Origin of the sequence: Clostridium sp. L2-50 (assembly GCF_000154245.1) — a bacterium.
Classification (GTDB): Bacteria; Bacillota; Clostridia; order Lachnospirales; family Lachnospiraceae; genus Coprococcus.
On the sequence record NZ_DS480325.1, the window covers coordinates 158,198 to 178,072 of the forward strand.

The 19,875-nt window shown below is 41.7% G+C and carries 19 protein-coding genes; 15 read left to right on the plus strand and 4 right to left on the minus strand.

The window, feature by feature from the left end:
* Positions 1-66 precede the first annotated feature (66 nt).
* From CLOL250_RS10930 to epsC, 9 genes are all read left to right on the plus strand, one after another.
* Entirely contained in the window at positions 67-1,005 is a 939-nt protein-coding gene (locus tag CLOL250_RS10930; RefSeq protein ID WP_274922281.1) for an energy-coupling factor transporter transmembrane component T, read from the plus strand.
* A gap of 18 nt (positions 1,006-1,023) precedes the next feature.
* Complete coding sequence (locus tag CLOL250_RS10935; protein WP_008402539.1) at positions 1,024-3,807, plus strand: ECF transporter S component; 2,784 nt, start codon at positions 1,024-1,026, stop codon at positions 3,805-3,807.
* Positions 3,800-4,486, plus strand: coding sequence for a YkgJ family cysteine cluster protein (locus tag CLOL250_RS10940; RefSeq protein ID WP_008402540.1), 687 nt, complete (start codon positions 3,800-3,802; stop codon positions 4,484-4,486). Before CLOL250_RS10935 ends, CLOL250_RS10940 begins: the two co-directional genes overlap by 8 nt.
* A gap of 34 nt (positions 4,487-4,520) precedes the next feature.
* Positions 4,521-7,886 carry a hybrid sensor histidine kinase/response regulator gene (locus tag CLOL250_RS13460; RefSeq protein WP_008402541.1) on the plus strand — a complete coding sequence of 1,122 codons (3,366 nt, stop codon included), beginning with the start codon at positions 4,521-4,523 and terminating at the stop codon, positions 7,884-7,886.
* Positions 7,886-8,269, plus strand: a complete 384-nt coding sequence (locus tag CLOL250_RS10950) for a response regulator (protein WP_008402543.1) — start codon at positions 7,886-7,888, stop codon at positions 8,267-8,269. The genes CLOL250_RS13460 and CLOL250_RS10950 overlap by 1 nt, the downstream gene beginning before the upstream one ends.
* 13 nt (positions 8,270-8,282) lie before the next feature.
* Positions 8,283-8,762 carry a Cys-tRNA(Pro) deacylase gene (ybaK, locus tag CLOL250_RS10955; RefSeq protein ID WP_008402544.1) on the plus strand — a complete coding sequence of 160 codons (480 nt, stop codon included), beginning with the start codon at positions 8,283-8,285 and terminating at the stop codon, positions 8,760-8,762.
* Positions 8,763-8,776: 14 nt separating this feature from the next.
* The gene (locus tag CLOL250_RS13465) at positions 8,777-10,111 is read left to right on the plus strand and encodes a glycosyltransferase (RefSeq protein WP_008402545.1); all 1,335 of its coding nucleotides are present in this window, start codon (positions 8,777-8,779) and stop codon (positions 10,109-10,111) included.
* A gap of 124 nt (positions 10,112-10,235) precedes the next feature.
* Entirely contained in the window at positions 10,236-10,541 is a 306-nt protein-coding gene (locus tag CLOL250_RS14230) for a hypothetical protein (RefSeq protein ID WP_008402546.1), read from the plus strand.
* A 170-nt stretch (positions 10,542-10,711) separates the two neighbouring features.
* The gene (gene epsC / locus CLOL250_RS10970; RefSeq protein WP_008402547.1) at positions 10,712-11,614 is read left to right on the plus strand and encodes a serine O-acetyltransferase EpsC; all 903 of its coding nucleotides are present in this window, start codon (positions 10,712-10,714) and stop codon (positions 11,612-11,614) included.
* 448 nt (positions 11,615-12,062) lie between these two features.
* On the opposite strand, the gene CLOL250_RS10975 is transcribed toward epsC, so the two are convergent.
* The 4 genes from CLOL250_RS10975 to spoVT form a co-directional block, all read right to left on the minus strand.
* A complete protein-coding gene (locus CLOL250_RS10975) occupies positions 12,063-12,302 on the minus strand; it encodes an RNA-binding S4 domain-containing protein (RefSeq protein WP_008402549.1) in 240 nt (79 codons plus the stop codon).
* A 69-nt stretch (positions 12,303-12,371) separates the two neighbouring features.
* Positions 12,372-12,830, minus strand: a complete 459-nt coding sequence (locus tag CLOL250_RS10980; protein WP_044945999.1) for a ferritin-like domain-containing protein — start codon at positions 12,828-12,830, stop codon at positions 12,372-12,374.
* 197 nt (positions 12,831-13,027) lie between these two features.
* A complete protein-coding gene (locus CLOL250_RS10985; RefSeq protein ID WP_008402552.1) occupies positions 13,028-13,300 on the minus strand; it encodes an HU family DNA-binding protein in 273 nt (90 codons plus the stop codon).
* Between the two features lie 187 nt (positions 13,301-13,487).
* Positions 13,488-14,033 (minus strand): stage V sporulation protein T, encoded by a 546-nt coding sequence (gene spoVT / locus CLOL250_RS10990; RefSeq protein ID WP_044946001.1) that lies wholly within the window; start codon positions 14,031-14,033, stop codon positions 13,488-13,490.
* A 438-nt stretch (positions 14,034-14,471) separates the two neighbouring features.
* Between spoVT and CLOL250_RS10995 the strand changes: the two genes are divergently transcribed.
* From CLOL250_RS10995 to hpt, 6 genes are all read left to right on the plus strand, one after another.
* On the plus strand, positions 14,472-14,708 hold the full coding sequence (locus CLOL250_RS10995) for a YabP/YqfC family sporulation protein (protein ID WP_274922282.1): 237 nt from the start codon (positions 14,472-14,474) through the stop codon (positions 14,706-14,708).
* Entirely contained in the window at positions 14,708-15,088 is a 381-nt protein-coding gene (gene yabQ, locus CLOL250_RS13470) for a spore cortex biosynthesis protein YabQ (protein WP_008402556.1), read from the plus strand. The genes CLOL250_RS10995 and yabQ overlap by 1 nt, the downstream gene beginning before the upstream one ends.
* 86 nt (positions 15,089-15,174) lie before the next feature.
* Positions 15,175-15,474, plus strand: coding sequence for an FtsB family cell division protein (locus CLOL250_RS11005; protein ID WP_008402557.1), 300 nt, complete (start codon positions 15,175-15,177; stop codon positions 15,472-15,474).
* A 130-nt stretch (positions 15,475-15,604) separates the two neighbouring features.
* Positions 15,605-17,674, plus strand: a complete 2,070-nt coding sequence (locus CLOL250_RS11010) for a SpoIIE family protein phosphatase (protein ID WP_008402558.1) — start codon at positions 15,605-15,607, stop codon at positions 17,672-17,674.
* 211 nt (positions 17,675-17,885) lie between these two features.
* Complete coding sequence (tilS, locus tag CLOL250_RS11015; protein ID WP_008402559.1) at positions 17,886-19,343, plus strand: tRNA lysidine(34) synthetase TilS; 1,458 nt, start codon at positions 17,886-17,888, stop codon at positions 19,341-19,343.
* Positions 19,306-19,833: a hypoxanthine phosphoribosyltransferase gene (gene hpt, locus CLOL250_RS11020; protein ID WP_008402560.1), complete on the plus strand. Its 528-nt coding sequence runs from the start codon at positions 19,306-19,308 to the stop codon at positions 19,831-19,833. The genes tilS and hpt overlap by 38 nt, the downstream gene beginning before the upstream one ends.
* Positions 19,834-19,875: the final 42 nt, after the last annotated feature.

Consider the following 19,875-nt stretch of genomic DNA (forward strand, 5'->3'; position numbering starts at 1 on the left):
TTCGGACGACAGAGATTAATAAGGCAGAGGTTAATGGGACAGAATTTGATAAAACAGGAGATATCAGTGGGAAAAGAAAATCAGGATGCATTTGCAGATTGTCATCCAATCGTTAATTTCATATATTTTGTCAGTGTGATCGCATTTGGAATGATGTCATTACATCCGGTGTGTCTGATGATAGCATTTATGGGAGCATTTGCATATTCGGTCTGCCTTGGTGGAAGAAAAGCGGTTTTGCGGAATCTACGATACATGATACCGGTCATAATCCTGACGGCACTGATCAATCCGGCATTCAGTCATCAGGGAGTTACGGTATTATGGCATTTTCCGACAGGAAATGCATTGACGCTGGAATCCATACTGTATGGACTTGCGGCAGCAGGGATGCTTGTGACTGTGCTTTGTTGGTTTGCGTCTCTTAATCGTGTGCTGACATCGGATAAGATGATCTATTTATTTGGAAGATTTGCACCATACCTGTCTTTGGTCATATCTATGACATTGAAATTTTTCCCGGAGTTTGGAGCAAGGATCCGTCAGGTATATCAGGCACAGAAATGTGCAGGATTTATAGTAGAAGGTAGATATTTTAAACGTATAAGGACAGGTATGCGGGTAATTTCATCTGCGACGACCTGGGCACTTGAACGTGCGGTCATTACCGGAGACAGTATGCGCAGCCGGGGATATGGAATCGGAAGACGTACGGCCTTTTCTCTGTTCCGTTTTCACAGGCGGGATGCGGTCTGTCTGGCAGGAATATTGATCCTTGCAGGTATGACATTGGCAGGGTTCTTATCGGGGCAGATGGCGATGCGGTATTATCCGTATGTGGCTGTGGCGGCATGGAATATCCGGTCGAAAGTTGCATTTGGAAGTTATCTGGTTCTGGCAGTATGGCCGACCGGTATGCATATAGCAGAGGTATTGATGTGGAAGAAAAGATGCCGTGTGATGCAGTCGGGAGATACTATTGAGGCGGCAGTAGGCAGCCGGTAATACTTATTGGAGAAGAATATGAGTTTGTATGAGATAAAAGGTCTGACATTTGCATATCCTGATATCATATCAGAGCGTGACGATATATATCTTGATCCCTGTTTAAATGATATAAATATTACGATCGAACAGGGAGAATTCGTTGTGGTTGCAGGTGGTTCCGGGAGTGGAAAAACCACATTGCTCAGACAGTTGAAGCCCGTGCTGACACCGAGAGGAAAAAGAGAGGGAGCAATTACCTTTGCGGGGCAGGAGCTTTCTCAGATGGATGAGAAAATGCAGACGCAGAAGATAGGATTCGTCATGCAGGATGTGGATGCGCAGCTGGTGACGGACAAGGTCTGGCATGAGCTTGCATTTGGACTGGAGAGCCTGAGACTTCCGACAGAGACAATCCGAAAACGTGTTGCAGAGATGTGTTCTTTTTTTGGATTGAATTCAATTTTTCATAAAAAAGTAAATGAGCTGTCCGGTGGACAGAAGCAGTTAGTGAATCTTGCATCTGTGCTTGCGCTGTCACCTGATGTAGTGATTCTGGATGAACCGGCCAGTCAATTGGATCCGATGGCGGCGCGTGATTTCTTCCGATGCCTGGAACGGATCAATAAGGAGCTTGGAATTACGATCATTATTACGGAGCACAGACTGGAAGAGCTGTGGGCGATGTGTGACCGTTTTATACTGCTTGATCATGGAATGGTCTTATATGATGGAACGATACAGGAAGGGGTGCATACTCTGTATGAGACAGAACCATCTATCGAGCTTCCTGCGGCATGCAGGATCGCACTTGGTTTACAGGAAAAAGAACAGGTTCCGGTGACTGTTACAGATGGAAGAAACTGGCTTATCCGATATGACCGGGAACATGAACAAATTGACGAAGTGACCACACGGGCATATAAGGGCGAGCATAAGATCATAGAGATAAAGGATGTATTCTTTCGATATGATCGGATGGCGTGTGATGTGCTGCATGGACTTAATCTGTCTGTCTATGAGGGTGAGATCCTTGCAATTAACGGCAGCAATGGATGTGGCAAATCCACCCTGCTTTCATTAATTGCCGGTGCGGGTATACCTTATCGGGGCAGAATCCGGATTGGAAAAGGGAAAAAGGTCGGACTGCTTCCGCAGGACCCGAAGCTGTTATTTACGGCATCCACTGTACGGGGAGAACTTGGAATTGAAAAAAATAGCAACGGTGCGGTGGCGCAGGATAAGACCGGACAGAGTAGTAGATATCGAATCACGGAGCTTTGCGGATTGACGAAGCTTCTTGAACGTCATCCATATGATCTGTCCGGTGGTGAACAGCAACGGCTGGGACTGGCAAGAGTATTGATCGGGATGCCGGATGTTATATTGATGGATGAACCGACAAAAGGGATGGATGCGGAATTCAAGCAGACCTTTGCGGAAATCCTCAGAAAATTACAGATGCAGGGATGTACCATCGTGATCGTGAGTCATGACATCGAATTCTGTGCACAGACTGCGGATCAGGTCTGCCTGATCTTTGATGGAGAGACAGCAGTTGTAAACGGTGTAACGGAATATTTTACAGGGAATGAATTCTATACCACGGCAGCGGCAAGAATTGCCAGAGGTATTGTGGATCATGCTGTTACGGTTAAAGACGTTCTTGCGGTGTATGGGAAAAACACAGATCGGTCAGGCACGGATGCAGGAGCTTCACGGAAAAAAGCGGATAAAACGCTAACAGATATAGAAGATTCCGAACAGACAGAAAAGAACACAGGCAAGCATAAACAGTCAGGTGTGAAATCCGGACAAATAGAAGATAAACAGCACAAGAGCATAGTGTCAGGTAAGGCTGCATTTGTACACAGACTAGGTCTGATGATAACAACGCTTGTTATGGCGGCCTGCTTTATCATAACGATTCGCCAGTCTGATCTTACCCGCTTGATCGATGATGGCAGGGTGACATCGGAGGGTATTATGTATATAGGGATATATGTGATCTTTATATTGACGATCGGGCTTTTTCTCTGTCTGTTGCGTCCTCTGGCAAAGGCACAGGACAGGGAGATTGAACGAAGAAAACGGTACCATATCAGCCGGAAGAATATGATAGTAACGATTGCCTGTATTCTGGCAGCCGCAGCTACGATCTGGATGGGAAAAGCTGTACTGTCGGATAGAAAGTATTATTTTATCTCGCTTTTGGTTTTGATCGAGATGATGATACCGTTTGGAGTGGCATTTGAAACCCGAAAGGTATCGGCAAGAGATCTGGTAACGGTTGCTGTCTTATGTGCACTGGCAGCAGTAGGAAGAACCGCATTTTTTATGATACCGAATTTTAATCCGGTTATAGCAATTGTGATCATAAGCGGAGTGGCATTTGGCTGCGAAACCGGATTTATTACAGGAGCAGTCACGATGCTGGTGTCAAATATGGTATTTGGTCAGGGACCATGGACACCATGGCAGATGTTTTCGATGGGACTGGTAGGATTTGCCGCCGGGCTTATCTTTAATAATTCAAAGATTCGGGGAGAACAACTGACGCGTCTCTCCCTTTGCGTATTTGGTGGATTTTGTTGTATTATAATATATGGCGGCATTATGAATCCTGCATCCGTGATCATGTGGCAGCCGACGGTCAATCTGCAGATGATCATTGCTGCTTATGTGACGGGATTTCCGTTTGATGTTGTACAGGGATTTGCCACTGTGTTATTTCTCTGGCTTATGGCTTGCCCGTTTCTGGAGAAATTAGACCGAATCAAGATAAAATATGGAGTATTGTGTGAGGTAAAAGAACATGCTTAGAAATTGTAGCTTGGATGAGATATCGGATGGACGTCTGTATGAAGCAAATGATATGGTAAAAGCATATTGTAATGAATGTAAGGGATGCCATGCCTGTTGTGAAGGGATGGGTGAATCGATTATTTTAGATCCTTTAGATATATACCGTCTGACGAAGGAGACAGGAAAAAGTTTTGAAGCCCTGCTTGCCGATACAATCGAACTGAACGTAGTGGATGGACTGATCCTTCCGAATATCAAGATGGTAGATGGGAAATGTTCATTTTTGAATGAAGCGGGAAGATGCAGTATCCATGCGGCACGTCCGGGCTTCTGTCGTTTGTTCCCTCTTGGACGATATTATGAGGATGGCGGTTTCAAATATTTCCTCCAGATTCATGAGTGTGAGCGTGCGGGAAAGGTGAAGGTGAAGGTGTCAAAGTGGATCGATACACCGGATCTTCAGAAGAACACGGAATATATCAATCGTTGGCATGATTTTCTGAAACAAGTGCAGGAGTATATGTGCAAACTGCCTGCAGCAAACGATGAAGCAAAAGCGGATGACCAGACCAGACAGATCTGTATGCTGATATTGAATCTGATGTATATTGCGAGGTATGAGGATCAGAAGGATTTTTATGAGCAATTTGAAGGTCGAATCGTAAATCTGGAAAAACTGATAGAACATTTGGGGTAGGAACGGATATCAGTGTTGGGGAAGGTGATGGAAAATGGAAAAACGATCATTTCAGAAATTAATTATGTATATTAGTATTGTTCTGATATTTATAGCGGCTGTGGTTCTTGTGTTTTGTGCAAGAGAGGTAAAAAACACGACAGAACAGGTGAATGATACTATAAAGAGTAATCTGGATTATGCTTCTGTTTCCTGTGAAAATATCTTAACGGATGCGGTTAATGTACTGAATGTAAATTATTTTACCGCTCAATATATTCATGAGAAAAATGAGGATAATGCTATGTTGAAGGAATATTTTGTTGAGCAGACAGAATATCTGAAGGACAGACTTGGATTATCTTATCTCGGCATATATGGATATATTGATGGAGAATTGATGCTGAGTGGGCAGTGGATGCCGCCGGCCGATTATCATGTAGAGGATCGGCTCTGGTATCGGGAGATCGTAGCAAATGGAACAGATCTGACATTTGTAACGCCATATATCGATATGAAGACGGGAAAACAGGTATTGACCATTGGAAGAACAATGGAAAACGGAACAGACATGGTCGGGGTAGATCTGGACATAAAAAATCTGTCAGAAATGCTGCAGATGCTGCAAAATGATATTGGCGATTTATATATTGTCAATTCATCCGGAATTATTGAGGCCGGCACTGATTTTGATATGGTTGGAAGCAGCCTGACGGATTATTACGGAAAAAATGAAAAGACGCAGTCCTATGAAGATAAGATAAATGAAGAATTGGAACAGAATAGCGACATTGTATCCTATAAGACGGCTTCATCATGGATATCGGTCAAGCCTATCATGAATGATTGGTATGTAGTATCAATTATCAATAAAGATAGTATTAATTGGCTTATAGCAAGAAATGCGATACCATCTGCGGTTAATCTTATAACTGTTTTGGTCGTATTTTTCATGCTCTATCTGAATTTATTTGTTCGGTTGCACAGAACTAAAGATCAGACAGGAACAGAGAAGCTTGAAGTATATCGATATTCCTCCGGAGCGGTACTGGAAGATGATAAACGCTTAAAATATATGGTATTTTACACATATTTGTTACTGATCTGTTTTTTTGTTACGGCATTTCTTCGTTATGAAAGCGGAGCGGGTTTTGTCATTATAACATTTTGTACGGTCCCCGTCTGTATATATGTGACTTGTTCCAAAAAAACACCCGTTAAGGCGCATGGCTTCTGTATGACGGGCTGCCTGTTTATGATAATTGCCATGTATGGACTTCTGCCGGATGGACACAATCGTTTGACGGATATGTTCCTGACAGCCATGGTTATTATTTCGTTATACCAGATGGTTGAATTGAATATATTTATGCTGGTCAGTACAGAGATTTATTATCTGTATGCTCTGTTGTCAGATCATATGCAGGATGCATCAGGTGGAAGAGATATTGATGACTGTATAACGGATATGATAATTATTTTGCTTGGAAGCTTAATGCTGTTAGTGGTAATTGCCTGGAATAAGAGGCTTCAGATCCGGTTGAAACAAAATGCACAGGAAGCAGAGGAAGCGGCAAACAGTGAGTCGGCGTTTCTGGCAAATATATCTCATGAGATACGGACTCCTTTAAATGCGATACTTGGTATGAATGAACTGGTTTTGCGTGAGAGCAGACAGCCTCATATCAAAGAGTATGCAATGTATATAAAGAATTCAGGCAAAACATTACTTACGATCATCAGTGATATTCTGGATCTGTCGAAGATTGAATCCGGAAAGGTTGATATCATAATAGAGAGATACAGCCTGAGCAGTCTGATAGAAGATGTTGAACGATCGATCCAGAAACGGGTAATGGAAAAAAACCTTCAGTTTAACATATCGGTTTCGCCATATATGCATGAGTATCTGCAAGGCGATGAAGTCCGAATTAAACAGATCATTATGAATCTTCTGACAAATGCAGTGAAATATACAGAAAAGGGATGTATCAGTCTTCGGATCACGGGTGAAAGTCAGGATACTATCCAGAAACTGTTCATAGAGGTGGCGGATACCGGCATCGGAATGCGGGATGAGGATCTCGGAAAATTATTTACGAAATTTGAACGGTTTGATCTGAAACGGAATCGTTCGGTAGAAGGAACCGGTCTGGGACTTCCGATTGTAAAAAGCCTTCTTGATGCCATGGGAGGAACTATACAAGTACAAAGTGTATATGGAAAGGGATCAACATTTACCGTAGCTCTGACACAGAAGATTGCAGATGAAGAACCGGTTGGTGACTACAGGGAAAGATACAAAAAACAGATTCAGACGGAAATAGCTTATCACGAAATGTTTCATGCAGAGCGAGCACATGTTCTTGTTGTGGATGATAATGAGGTAAATCTGAAGATCATAGAAGGGCTTGCTAAAAGAACCGGAATACAGATGGATATGACTACCAGTGCAAAGCAGGGACTTGCCATGATCAGAAAGCAGGAATATCAGTTATTTTTAATTGACCATATGATGCCTGAGATGGACGGACTGATCATGCTCCAGAAGATAAAAGGTATGGATGGTGGAAAATACAAGCATATCCCGGCAATCGCCATTACGGCGAATGCACTCTCTGATGCGAAACAGATGTATCTGGATGCAGGTTTCAATGGATATCTTTCGAAACCGATCGATCCGGAACGATTTGAACGTATTCTGATGGAGAATCTTCCGGATGAGTATATTACAGTATGTGATAAAATGGATGCAGAAGCTCATAAATCTGATGTTCCGGCAACACAGATCAACATTCCCGGAATTGATGCAGAGAAAGGTCTGTCTTATATAGGCAATAGCGAGGAACTCTATATCGATCTTTTACAGACTTATTTGACCGGAAGCGAAGAACGTATACAAAAGCTGGACGCCGGCAGAAAAAACAGAGATCTGCAGGCATACGAGATTGCGATCCATGGCCTGAAAGGAATCTCGGCCAGTATAGGAGCGGATGATATGGCTCAAGCGGCTGCGAGACTGGAGGTTGCATGCCGGCATGAAGAAACGGCATGGACGGAGATAGACCGGGAACATGCGGATACAATGCGTCGATACAGAGACCTTTTGAGACAGATAAAAAAATGGCTTGCGAATATAGAATCAGATGGTACAATAGAAACTACAGGAGTCACAGATATAACAGAAGTGCTTATAATACTCGACAGAATGAAACAGGAAGTCTATGATTACCGGGAACAGGCGGCATGTGAGGATTTGAAAAAGCTATATCACATTAAAGTGCCGGCGATCCAAAAAGAATTGGGAACCGGATATTTTGGCATTCTGGACAGACTGCATACATATATATCAGATTATGATATGGATAAGGCATATGATGTGATTGAAAAACTCGAGACGGATATTAGGAGGATGCTTTAGTGAAAAGGACAGTTTTGGTTATAGATGATGACAAGGTGATATTGGATATGATACAGGGTGTTCTTGCAGACAAATTTGATGTGTCTGCGGTAAATGATGGACAAAAGGCATTCCGCGTACTGGAGCGTGTACGTCCGGATATTATTCTTCTGGATCTGAAGATGCCCGGAATGGATGGGTATGATGTGATATCCAGACTGAAGGTAAATCAGGAGTATAAGAATATTCCGGTAATCTTTCTGACTGCGGTAACAGATGAATATTCCGAAACGAAATGTTTTGAAGCCGGTGCAGAAGATTATATCTGTAAACCATTTACAGCGAATGCGCTCACAGCTCGTATAGAGCGCGTATTAAATATACAGGATTGTGTACTTTCATAATAGGGTAGAAACCATGGGAAAAGAAACTAAGACAAATGCTATGCGTATTCTGGATCGTATGAAGATTCCATATACGCTGAATCAATATCAGTGTGATGAATTTATAGATGGTGTTCATGTAGCAGATCTGCTTGGACAGAGTTATGACGAAAGCTTTAAGACGATTGTAACGATTGGGAAAAGCCGGTCATATTATGTATTTGCACTTCCAATCGATAAGGAGATTGACCTGAAAAAGGCAGCTAAAGTAGTAGGAGAAAAGAATCTGGAACTGCTTCCGGTCAAGGATATCAATAAAGTGACCGGTTATATCAGAGGCGGTTGTACACCGATCGGAATGAAAAAGCAGTACAAAACAGTTATACACGAAAGCGCAAAACTGCTTCCGCAGATGATCGTATCAGGTGGAAAACTGGGAGAACAGATTTTGTTGAAACCGGATGACCTGCTTCGTGCGGTGAACGGAGTGTATGCGGATATTATAAAGGAGTAAGTTAGGGAGTTCTTATGATAAAGGTATCAGTAATCGTACCGGTATATAATGGAGAAAAATATCTGGAACAATGTCTGGACAGTATTTGCAATCAGACATTGCAGGAGATTGAGATCATATGTGTGGATGATGGTTCAACCGATTCATCCTGGGATATTTTAAATCGATACAAAGATCAGGATGATCGTATTCAGTTGTACAGGCAGCAGAATCTGTATGCAGGTGTTGCCAGAAACACAGGAAAATCACATGCAACAGGTGAATATCTGGTATTCTGGGATTGCGATGATTTCTTTGAATCGGATGCATTGGAAAAAATGTATGGTAAAGCAAAGGCTGTAGATGCAGATGTTTGTGTATGTGGTGGAAATCAATTTCTGGAGTCAAAACAGAAATTATATCCATGGCCGCCGTATCTCTCGGTCAAAAATATACCGGAGACAGATACATTTAATCGTTTTACAAATCCGGATTATTATTTGAATTTTACGAACGCAGCAGCCTGGAATAAGATATTCAAACGGTCTTATATTGAACAGCTAAAACTGGATTTCCAACCGGTTCGTAATGGTAATGATGTATATTTCACAGTAAATGCGATTGGACTTGCGGATCGAATCACTGTATTGGATGAAAAACTGGTTAATTACAGAGTAAATCAGGCGAGTGGACTTGTTTGTTCTATTTCTAAATCACCTCTGTCGCCGATTCAGGCATGGATGGATATTGCTGAGAATCTGGAAAAATACGATGGGTTTGGAGAACGTAGTTTTGCCAACAAAGCAATTGGAAGTATGATCTATATGCTCCAGAATTTTCAGAAATGGGATGCTTTCAGACAGGCAGTTGAGGCTTTAAAGGAATATGGGCTTGAAAAAATGCATATTCAGATACAGGAAGATGGTTACTATTATAGTGTATGGAATGGAGAATGTGTCAGACATCTGTATCAGGATACACCGGAAGAATTTGCCGTTTTTTTTGCATATTCCGTATATGTTCAAAAATCGGAAGCGTATGCTGAGAAACGTGGAATGAGTCAGGATCTGTCATTGCAGAAGAAAGCATATAAAGATCTGACGAAACAAAACCGCGCAAATGAAAAGAAAATCGCACGAGATGAGAGCAAGATTACAAGACTTGAAGAAAAAAGAGATGTATTAAAAGAAAAAAATGCTGATCTTAAACGTCAGCTTACAGAACAAAAGAAAAAGAATGAGGCTCTTGGGAAGAAGCTGAGGACTGTTGAACAGGAGAATCAGAAGATAAGAGCATCCTGGTCTTTCCGGATCGGAAAAGTCCTTGTGTGGCTGCCCGGTAAGATCAAGCGGTTATTTCGAAAGCAATAAAACAATTTAAAATCGCACTGCGATAGGAAAAATCTTATTTTAAGTAGAAAAAATGTTGCATTATGTCGAAAAGTTGAGTATAGTATAAACAGATGTACGCAGATTGAAGCGTGCATCTGTTTAAATGAATACAAAAGTTATAAAAGAAAAGTGGGGGGAGAATCATGAACGCAATTCTGAAAGTTCACAATCAATTCAGCAAGCAAGAATTAAATCTGATTCATGTTCTACATCGGGAGATGGTAGCATGATGGTCGCATTAGCCTTAGCAGTTGTTGTATTAGTCATAATTATCTGCATTCTTCTGGTAGCTTTTGCAGAGCAAAGAGTGCAGTATGAGACCAGAATTTTAAACCTGCAAAAGGAACATAAACAGTTTTTAGAAGAATTAAACCGTAGGATCGAAGATATGAGAGCGGAGAATCTGTAGAGAAGTTTATCTGTGACCTGTTCAAAAAAGAATCCGGTAATGAAAAACAAAAATATTTACATTTTCCATTGAAATGTTATACTAATGCTGTATATTGTGCAGTATTTCCGAGGACATATCGTGACTGCCGCATATATTGATATTAGGAAACGAAATGGAGTAAGTCTGAAATGGAATTTGAAAATGATGTTAAAACAGTCATTGCAGAAATGGCTGAGGAATTAAATAAGAATTATTCAGATCAAAAATTATTTGATCTTTCACTGGGTGAACGCCTTCCGCAGAAAGATGAGATCATTGATTTTGTAGATGAACTTCGGAAAGTAACATTTCCGGGCTTCTTTGGTAGAGAGAATATGGCATATGCTAATAAGAAATATTTTGCAGGACATAAGTTATCGTTGTTATATGATAAGTTGTTCCGTCAGATCAAGGTAGCATTGAGTTATAAAAACGATGCCAAATCCTATCAGGAGATCACAGAAGACGCACAGGAGAAGGCACTGGGCTTTATCCGAAGGATACCGGAGGTGCAGGCGTTGCTTTGCAAAGATGTAGAAGCAGAATATAATGGAGATCCTGCAGCGAACAGCAGGGAAGAGATCATCTTCTCTTATCCGGGTTTATTTGCGATATTTGTATATCGATATGCACATGTGCTCTATCAGATGAAGGTACCATTTATTCCAAGAATCATGACAGAATATGCGCATGGCGAGACAGGAATTGATATTAATCCGGGTGCAAATATCGGCGAATATTTCTTTATTGATCATGGAACGGGAATAGTTATCGGTGAGACCACCGATATCGGAAATAATGTAAAGATCTATCAGGGAGTTACTCTTGGTGCACTGTCGACCAGAAAAGGTCAGCAGCTATCCGGCATAAAACGTCACCCGACCATAGAAGACAACGTAGTCATCTATGCAAATACAACCATTCTAGGTGGTGAGACCATTATTGGTGCAAATTCCGTAGTGGCGGGAAATACCTTCGTAACGAAGTCCATCCCTGCAAACACCAAAGTTGCCTCCACTATGCCGGAACTCGAAATTAAAACCTCGAACTAAACGGACAAAACAGATGAACTATCCACAACAGCCTGACTATAATTGATTCGCGCAATTTCTATTCGATGTACATGACTGATTCGTAAATACTCCTGTGCCAACTCGTCCTTCGGACTCAAACAGGCACCCGTATTTACTGGCAATGTGCATCTCATAACGAAATTTTCGCTAATGTCAATATATAGTCAGGCTGTTGTAGATAATTTATCTGTTTTTGTCTTTGATACAGATATAAAGTCTGCGTATCCGGCTGCTATATAAACAATGACATTCATGTAGTTTCGTGATGAGATACACTCTAGCCGTCAGCACCAAGCCCATGTCTGAACCCGTAAGGGTGAGTTTGGGCGACTGCTGACAAATGGGCGAGTGTATCGAGTAGAAACGAAATGAGTCATGTGTTTATATAGCAACCGGGTATGCAGACTTTATATCGTCATGAAAGACATTACAAATACCGGAACATTTCTTTGGCGTCTTCTTTTTTGGTGGAGTCGGCGATCATTGTCACTTCAACCTTGACGGTCTTGTTGCCGAATCCAATCTCGATAACGTCGCCAACTTTTACATCGGTGGATGCTTTGGCGACTTTATCGTTTATCATAACACGTCCGGCATCGCAGGCTTCATTTGCGATGGTTCTTCTTTTGATCAGTCTTGAAACCTTTAAATATTTGTCTAATCTCATTTGTATATCTCCTTTTGTATTTTAAATGATAGTGTTCTATATAGTCATAAAAGTATTTTGTTGGAGGTCTTATGCCATCCCGTTTGCTGTTTTGTATTTGAAGAGCATCTCGGCATGATTCTGTTCTTCAATCTGGATGTCGGCAAGAAGCTTGCGGATTGCACTGTCGCCAAAGATGAATACATCACTGTTATATTCAGAGGATGCGAGCTTTTCACTGGTGATACAGTCCGTTGCAAGAAAGGCATCGTCCTTCTTGTCCTGAGACTGTCCGAGCTGGCTGTAGGTAGCTTTTGGGTCGTAGTCTCTGCCATCACTGTCATTGCAGTTGCAGCTTGGCACGGTTCCGGTCAGAACCTGCTCCAGACTGTCGTAGTGCTTCTGTTCATTCCTTTTCAGCGTGGTAAATAATTCCTGTAACACAGGATCCTTTGCCTGGGCTGCATATTTGCCGTATTTGTCAATGCAGGCCTGTTCCAGTGTCTGAAGATCCTTGATAGCCTGTTTTTCTTTCTCTTTTAAAACCATAGTTTTTGCCTCCTGTATTTTATATGGGTTGGTACATATAACAAGCACACATAGATAAATGAGTGGTGCTCTGTTTTTTGCATCTGTAAGAAGTATTACCAGAAGACAATCGGATTATTCCGGAAAACAGAAAAACAAAAGGGATGCTGATTTATACGATGCAGCATCCCTTAAGTACTTGATTCATTCTATAAAAACTAGTTAAGTGAATCCTTTAAAGCCTTACCAGCTTTGAATTTTGGAGACTTAGAAGCAGCGATTGTCATTGTTTCGCCTGTTCTTGGGTTTCTACCTTCTCTTGCTTCTCTTTCAGCAACTTCGAATGTACCGAAACCAACTAACTGAACCTTCTCACCCTTCTTTAATTCTTCAGCTACAACGTCTGTAAAAGCCTTTAAAGCCTTCTCAGCATCTTTCTTTGATAATTCTGTCTTTTCTGCCATAGCAGCAACTAATTCAGTCTTGTTCATCGAAAAAATCCTCCTAAAATACTCATAATATATTATCCTGGTGAGCTAAACCGGATAACTCCTGGCGTAGATCACGCCCCAACATGTATATTTATACCTAAAATGCCAGTATTTGTCAAGGTTAGAACGCCATTTTGCCTTGAAAAACCTAGATTTTTCGCTACTTTTCAAGGCAAATGACACAGAATTAGTTCTCCATCTGTTTTCCGAGAAAATTAGCAGCAATGATCGCGGTTTTTTGTTCTGTTTCACCGAAACGCATTTTGTCATCCTTACTCAACACAATGACTGCACCGATCGCGTCGCCCTCACAAATGATTGTCTGAATTACCTGACCTGCATATGCAGTATCATCTGAAGTGATATTGACATATCGTGTATCACCATGTCGGGCAATAATATTTTCTCGATCGTTAATGACTTCCTCCAGATCTTTGTGGATTGCTTTGCCTACCAGATCTTTCTTGGGCATTCCGGCGACAGCAATGATCTGATCACGATCGGCGACACAGACCGGACAACCAAGGATCTGTGAGATGGAATCCACATACTGTTGAGCAAAGGTTCCGAGCTCTCCAAGCGGGGAATATTTTTTTATGATAACTTCGCCGTCTTTTCCGGTAAAGATTTCGAGTGGGTCGCCTTCCCGGATACGGAGCACGCGGCGGATCTCTTTTGGAACAACGATCCGGCCAAGATCGTCGATACGTCTGACAATTCCAGTGGGTCTCATACTTGTATTTTCCTCCAATGTCATATTTTGTAAGAATGTCTTAACTGTTCAGTTATGATACATTCTCTTTTGCTAAGTTTTAGCTTTGTAGTTAGTATGTGGCAAATATGTGGATTTATGCATTTGCGAAGATACTTAAGCAGCAAAGCTATTATTATAAATAATATATAATAATATAAAATTATTTTTTTATATGCTTGGTACAGATATCAGGATTACGTCATAATTTAAGCAGTGTGAATGACCATCTGTCAAAACCTATCAATATCGGCAAGATGGAAGAACTGTTTGTTGAGATATGGAATTGAGAACATGTTCTACTGCAGAAATAAGCTTCATATATTGTTCTAACAGACTTAAGAAAGCTTCTGAAGGCTTTTGGCGGAAGGGTGGAGCATGGAGAAAACGCAGAATACTACGAGCGGGCATAAGCTTATTATGGATGCAAGAAAGGAGGCCAGAATAACCGGAGTGGAGAAGGTCATCTCATTTGAGCCGGATCTGGTATTCCTGATCACTGAAGCAGGCAAGATGAAAATAACCGGAAAAGATATGCATATGACGAATCTGGATATTGAGAAGGGGCTGCTTGATCTGACAGGTAAGGTTGACTGTATCTGTTATATGACGGATAAAGAGAACGGAACATTTTCAATTAAGAGGCTGTTCAAATAATGACAGAGATGTTGGAGCAGCAGTCAACAGCCTTTGCAGTATGCGTATTATTCGGGGTCGGGATAGGATTTATCATAGGCTTGTTTAATGCTTTTAAAAAAGTGATAAATATAAAAGACGCTTGGGTTGGCTTTATAGATCTCCTTTTTTGGCTGGTATTATGTGCGGCAGTGATTTGGACGACATTTACCTATAACAGCGGCGTGATACGTTTGTATATTTTTTTAGGATTTTTTTCTGGAATCGGGCTGTATTTTTCTACTATAAATTGGGCTGTTTCCAGACTCTTGAACTATATATTGTGTGAGTTGAAAAAGGGGTTGAGAAAAGTGATTTTTCGGGCAAAAATGCTTGTTGACATAATTTGTTCGAGAAGGTAAAATTATGTCAATACACTTCGAAAGCACTGTTTTTTTAGGAAAACAATGCATCGAAAAAAAGAAGCCGGACAATAGGGGAATGGATCATGGGTAGAACAAATACCAGAAGAAAACAATCAAAGATATGTACAGCGATCATTATTGTTTCGCTTTTGCTGTTAGCAGTGATCGTGGTAGTAAAATCTATCTCACTTCGTGAACAGAAAGCAGAATTAAAGGTTCAGGCAGCAGAGATCTCAGCACAGATTGAAGAAGCACAAGATGAACATAAGAAGCTGGAAGAAAAAGAAGAATATATGAAGACGAAAAAGTACGTTGAGGAAGTAGCCAGAAATCAGCTCGGTCTGGTATATCCTGACGAAATAGTGATTCGTCCGAAGGAATAAGTACATAAAAGAGCCGGAAAAATAAAAAATAGTCAGAATAAAGCGATTGCTGTTTTCAGCATTCGCTTTTTTTTTACGTGTTATCTCCGTATAATGTCTGACACTTAAGGCGAAAAGGGAGGACACATATATGAATGAAAAAAAAGTGAATCGTATGCTGTTATATCTGATCGGATTTCTATGCGGACATTCTGCGATCGTTGGTATGCATCCGTTTATGGTTCCGATGCTTATTGCAGTTTATTATATGAGACAGAGTACGTTCGGTCTGTTCACAGCAATGCTTTTTGGCGGGGCGGCGTTATATGGCGGACCGGGTTGGAACACGGAACAGATATTCCGGATGGGACCGTATGTGATGGGAATGGGTGAAAACTCTGCTGCGTATTTCTTGATAAAATACAGTGTGATCCTGGTGGCTGTTCTGGTCTGCATGAACCTGGAAGGTGGATTGAAATGCAGGCGATCGGGAGGAACTCGTACATATCTGATACTTGCCGGAAGCTGTGGATTAATAATATTCGTCTGGTCGTTTATATGTGGTATGTACATTTTCGGTATGCAGGATGCGGTGCTTATGGCTTTATTTGAAACAGTGATATCTGTCGGAACGATACCTGTATTTCAGACAGGAACACAGGTTTTGTTGTTACAGAAAAGAGAGAGAGATAAGTACAATGAGGAATTGCTGGGGGTTCTTGTTCTGACTGCTGTCTGTATGTGGGGAATGCCATATATGATCGGTAGGGCAGTGAGCTGGCTGTTAATGTGTAGTCTTTATGTGTCGTGGTATACACTTCACAGGTTTGGTGCAGGTTACGGAATGGCTGTCACAGGCGTATGCGGATTCATTGCGGCGGTTAAGAGCGGAAGACCGGAATTAGTCGGTGGATTTTTTATATTTGCAATATTGATCCTTGCAGGGCGCGCACTTTCGGATAAAAGAAAAATGGGAACCATTATGGCGGTAACTGTAGCCTGTATTCTGACGGGACTTATGTATGATGATTATTTCCTGACATTTGATGGAATCAAAAGTGTGGGAAGTGCGCTGCTGATCTTTGCGGCGACCCCCAAATGGTTGCTTACGGTTCAGGATGGATGGATTCAGTCACAGTATAATCTTCAGACGGCGACTGAGATGAACCGTATCACAGCAGAGAAGATACGGGAATTATCCGGGGCATTTAAACGGATCGAATATACGCTGGCAGGATGTGGACCTGCTGCAGCAAGAGTGGATCTGGGTGAGGTCGGAGATATGATCGGAAGATTTTCCGATAATCTGGAAACTGCTGAACCGGTTTCATTGAACAGGGAAGAACGGCTTCGTGCAAGCTTTATGGAGCATGGGGTTATCATGACACATTTATCATCTATGAAGAATGAGATGAATCATATTCAGTATTATATAACAGCAAGAACGAAGAATAAGAGGATCATGCTGTCGAGGGATGCGGCAGAAATCATGTCTGAGGTATTGGACAAGCAGATTCGCGTGTCAGAGGATACACCTGCGATCATATCGGAAAATGATCGTGTGATCGTATTTGAGGAATGCGCAAAATATCGTTGTACATATTTTGTCCGTAGAATTAAAAAATATGGGTCAAATGTCTCGGGGGATAATTTTTCGGTAAAGGAGCATGAGGATGGCAGGCTTATTATGATGATATCAGACGGAATGGGCAGCGGAAGCCTTGCGTCCTGCGAAAGTACATTGATGATCGATACAATGGAGGAATTGCTGGATGCCGGATTTGATCCCTCTTATGGAATAACATTTTCAAATGACTGCATATCGGCAAAGAACAGTGGGAGGTGTTTTACGACATTTGATATGGGAATCATAGATCTGTACAGCGGAGAATTGACACAGTATAAGCAGGGGGCAGCACCGACTTATATTATTCATGAAGGGGATACGGAGGTGCTGCGGGGAGCATCCCTGCCGATCGGTGTCCTTGAATCTGCGGAATGCGATGTGATCCATCAGGAACTACAGCCGGAAGATCGGGTAGTAATGGTAAGTGATGGAGCTTTGGGAGATGAGGATGAGATGCAGGAGATCATTTCCACGCTGAAAACGGATGACTGCAAGGAGACACTTGATCGTATTGTCTCACAGGTGCTTTTCCGCTGTAAAGGTAAACTTGAGGATGATGTGACGGTGATCGTGGCAAAATTGGAAATAGCATAAACTTTCCGGTTTGTTACTTGAAATTTATAGTTGGCTTGTATTAAGATAACGAAGAAATGTATATGACCGGATGTAAAATAACGAAGCTACATATATCGGTGAATGTAGGATTTTAAAGAAACGTATATACAATATGCATACAAAGATACAGGTAATGAATATAGATGATCGAATATCCGAATCATAGAAGACGGACAGGTGTGGAAAACAGATGACAGAAAATACATTAGAAGAACAGATTTATCAATTTATAAAAGAACAGAATTTGCTTGAAGCAGGAGATAACTGCATCGTTGGTGTGTCCGGCGGAGCGGATTCCATCTGCCTGCTGACGGTTCTTGCAGGACTTCGGGAGAAAATAGAACTCAAGTTATATGCGGTCCATGTTAACCATATGATCCGCGGAACAGAGGCAGATGCAGATGAATCTTATGTGGCAGAGTATTGTAAGAAGCTTGGAATACCATGTGACTGTTACCATATCGATGTGCCGCAGCTTGCAAAGGAACAGAAGCTGACGGAGGAAGAAGCGGGAAGAAATGCACGGTATGGGGCATTTGCCCGGGCAGCGGACAAGTATGGCATCACTGATTATAAGGTGGCAGTTGCTCATAACAAAAATGATGTAGCAGAGACGGTATTGCTCAACATGGTAAGGGGAACGGGGATTGCCGGAATGGCCGGAATACCGGTAAAGCGGGACCGGATCGTGCGTCCGTTACTTTCATGTACCAGAACGGAGATTGAGGCTTATCTGGAACAGCAGGGGATACAGTATTGTACGGATTCCACAAATCTGGAAAATGATTATGCCAGAAATAAGATCCGTAATCAGGTGATTCCGGCATTTAATGAGATAAACACACAGGCAGCGGCACATATCAGTCAGGCAGCAGCCTATGCGGGTATGTATGATACCTATGTGATGAAGCAGGTAGGATATTTTCTGGATGAACATATGGAGATACGGAAACAGACCGGAAAAACAGATGCATATGTATTGGAAATCGGGAAGCTACGGGAACAGGATGAACTGATCGAGGATCTTGTGATCTTAGAATTGATTGGCAGAGTCAGCGGCGGAAGAAAGGATATCGGTCAGAACCATGTAAGAGAAGTGAAGAAGCTGTATCAGGCAGCTGCGGGAAGCCGGATCATGCTTCCGCATGGTGGAATGGTATATCAGAATTACGGATATCTGTGTTTTGAGAAGGCAGCAGAGGGCGCACGCGATGTCGACTGGCAGGAGATAGTTATAAAAGGTGCAGGTGAATATATCCTGCCCGGAATGGGAAGGATGAAGATTGAAATATTTGAGAAATCTGTTCATTTAGATTTAACAAAAAAAGAGTATACGAAGTTTGCAGATTATGATAGAATACAGAATGGCATTACTATCAGGAAATATATGGAAAATGACTATATGGTGATTGCATCAGACGGCTCAACGAAGAAGATAAACCGGTTATTTTCATCCTGTAAGATACCGGTGGCAGAGCGTTTGCAGATACCGCTTGTAGCTTCCGAACATGACATCATCTGGGCAGTAGGCGTCCGGTTGAGTGAGAAGTACAAGGTACGGCCTGATACAAAAAGAGTAATATGTTTAGAATATATACCAGAAGGAGAAAATGAAGATGAAAGAGCAGATCAAAGTCATGATATCTGAAGCTGAAGTAGATAACAGAATCTCAGAGATGGCAGCAGCTATTGATAAAGCATATGCAGGAAAGACCGTTCATCTGATCGGAATATTAAAAGGGAGTGTATTCTTCATGTGTGAGCTGGCGAAGAAGATCACGGTTCCTGTAACCATGGATTTTATGTCAGTCAGCAGTTATGGAGATGATACGAAATCATCAGGAATTGTGAAGCTGAATAAGGATCTGGATGAATCAATAGAAGGAAAAGATGTGATCGTAGTTGAAGATATTCTCGATTCAGGAAGAACGCTGTCGTATCTGATCAAATTATTAAATAACAGAAAGCCGGCGAGTATGCAGGTAATAACTCTGCTTGATAAGCCGGAGAGACGTGTGAATCCGGTTGAATTATATATGACAGGATTTACGATCCCGGATCGTTTTGTAGTAGGATATGGACTTGACTGTGCGCAGAAGTACAGGAACCTTCCATATATCGGAGTGATTGAACAGTAGATATCAGACTGTTTATATAAAAAGACAGACCAAGATGAAGGA

Excerpts from the sequence above, each read along its gene's own strand:
- CLOL250_RS10935 (WP_008402539.1), top strand. The coding sequence starts at position 1,024 with ATGAGTTTGTATGAGATAAAAGGTCTGACATTTGCATATCCTGATATC.
- CLOL250_RS10940 (WP_008402540.1), top strand. The coding sequence starts at position 3,800 with ATGCTTAGAAATTGTAGCTTGGATGAGATATCGGATGGACGTCTGTAT.
- CLOL250_RS13460 (WP_008402541.1), top strand. The coding sequence starts at position 4,521 with ATGGAAAAACGATCATTTCAGAAATTAATTATGTATATTAGTATTGTT.
- ybaK (WP_008402544.1), top strand. The coding sequence starts at position 8,283 with ATGGGAAAAGAAACTAAGACAAATGCTATGCGTATTCTGGATCGTATG.
- CLOL250_RS13465 (WP_008402545.1), top strand. The coding sequence starts at position 8,777 with ATGATAAAGGTATCAGTAATCGTACCGGTATATAATGGAGAAAAATAT.
- CLOL250_RS14230 (WP_008402546.1), top strand. The coding sequence starts at position 10,236 with ATGAATACAAAAGTTATAAAAGAAAAGTGGGGGGAGAATCATGAACGC.
- epsC (WP_008402547.1), top strand. The coding sequence starts at position 10,712 with ATGGAATTTGAAAATGATGTTAAAACAGTCATTGCAGAAATGGCTGAG.
- CLOL250_RS10975 (WP_008402549.1), bottom strand. The coding sequence starts at position 12,302 with ATGAGATTAGACAAATATTTAAAGGTTTCAAGACTGATCAAAAGAAGA.
- CLOL250_RS10980 (WP_044945999.1), bottom strand. The coding sequence starts at position 12,830 with ATGGTTTTAAAAGAGAAAGAAAAACAGGCTATCAAGGATCTTCAGACA.
- CLOL250_RS10985 (WP_008402552.1), bottom strand. The coding sequence starts at position 13,300 with ATGAACAAGACTGAATTAGTTGCTGCTATGGCAGAAAAGACAGAATTA.
- spoVT (WP_044946001.1), bottom strand. The coding sequence starts at position 14,033 with ATGAGACCCACTGGAATTGTCAGACGTATCGACGATCTTGGCCGGATC.
- CLOL250_RS10995 (WP_274922282.1), top strand. The coding sequence starts at position 14,472 with ATGGATGCAAGAAAGGAGGCCAGAATAACCGGAGTGGAGAAGGTCATC.
- yabQ (WP_008402556.1), top strand. The coding sequence starts at position 14,708 with ATGACAGAGATGTTGGAGCAGCAGTCAACAGCCTTTGCAGTATGCGTA.
- CLOL250_RS11005 (WP_008402557.1), top strand. The coding sequence starts at position 15,175 with ATGGGTAGAACAAATACCAGAAGAAAACAATCAAAGATATGTACAGCG.
- CLOL250_RS11010 (WP_008402558.1), top strand. The coding sequence starts at position 15,605 with ATGAATGAAAAAAAAGTGAATCGTATGCTGTTATATCTGATCGGATTT.
- tilS (WP_008402559.1), top strand. The coding sequence starts at position 17,886 with ATGACAGAAAATACATTAGAAGAACAGATTTATCAATTTATAAAAGAA.
- hpt (WP_008402560.1), top strand. The coding sequence starts at position 19,306 with ATGAAGATGAAAGAGCAGATCAAAGTCATGATATCTGAAGCTGAAGTA.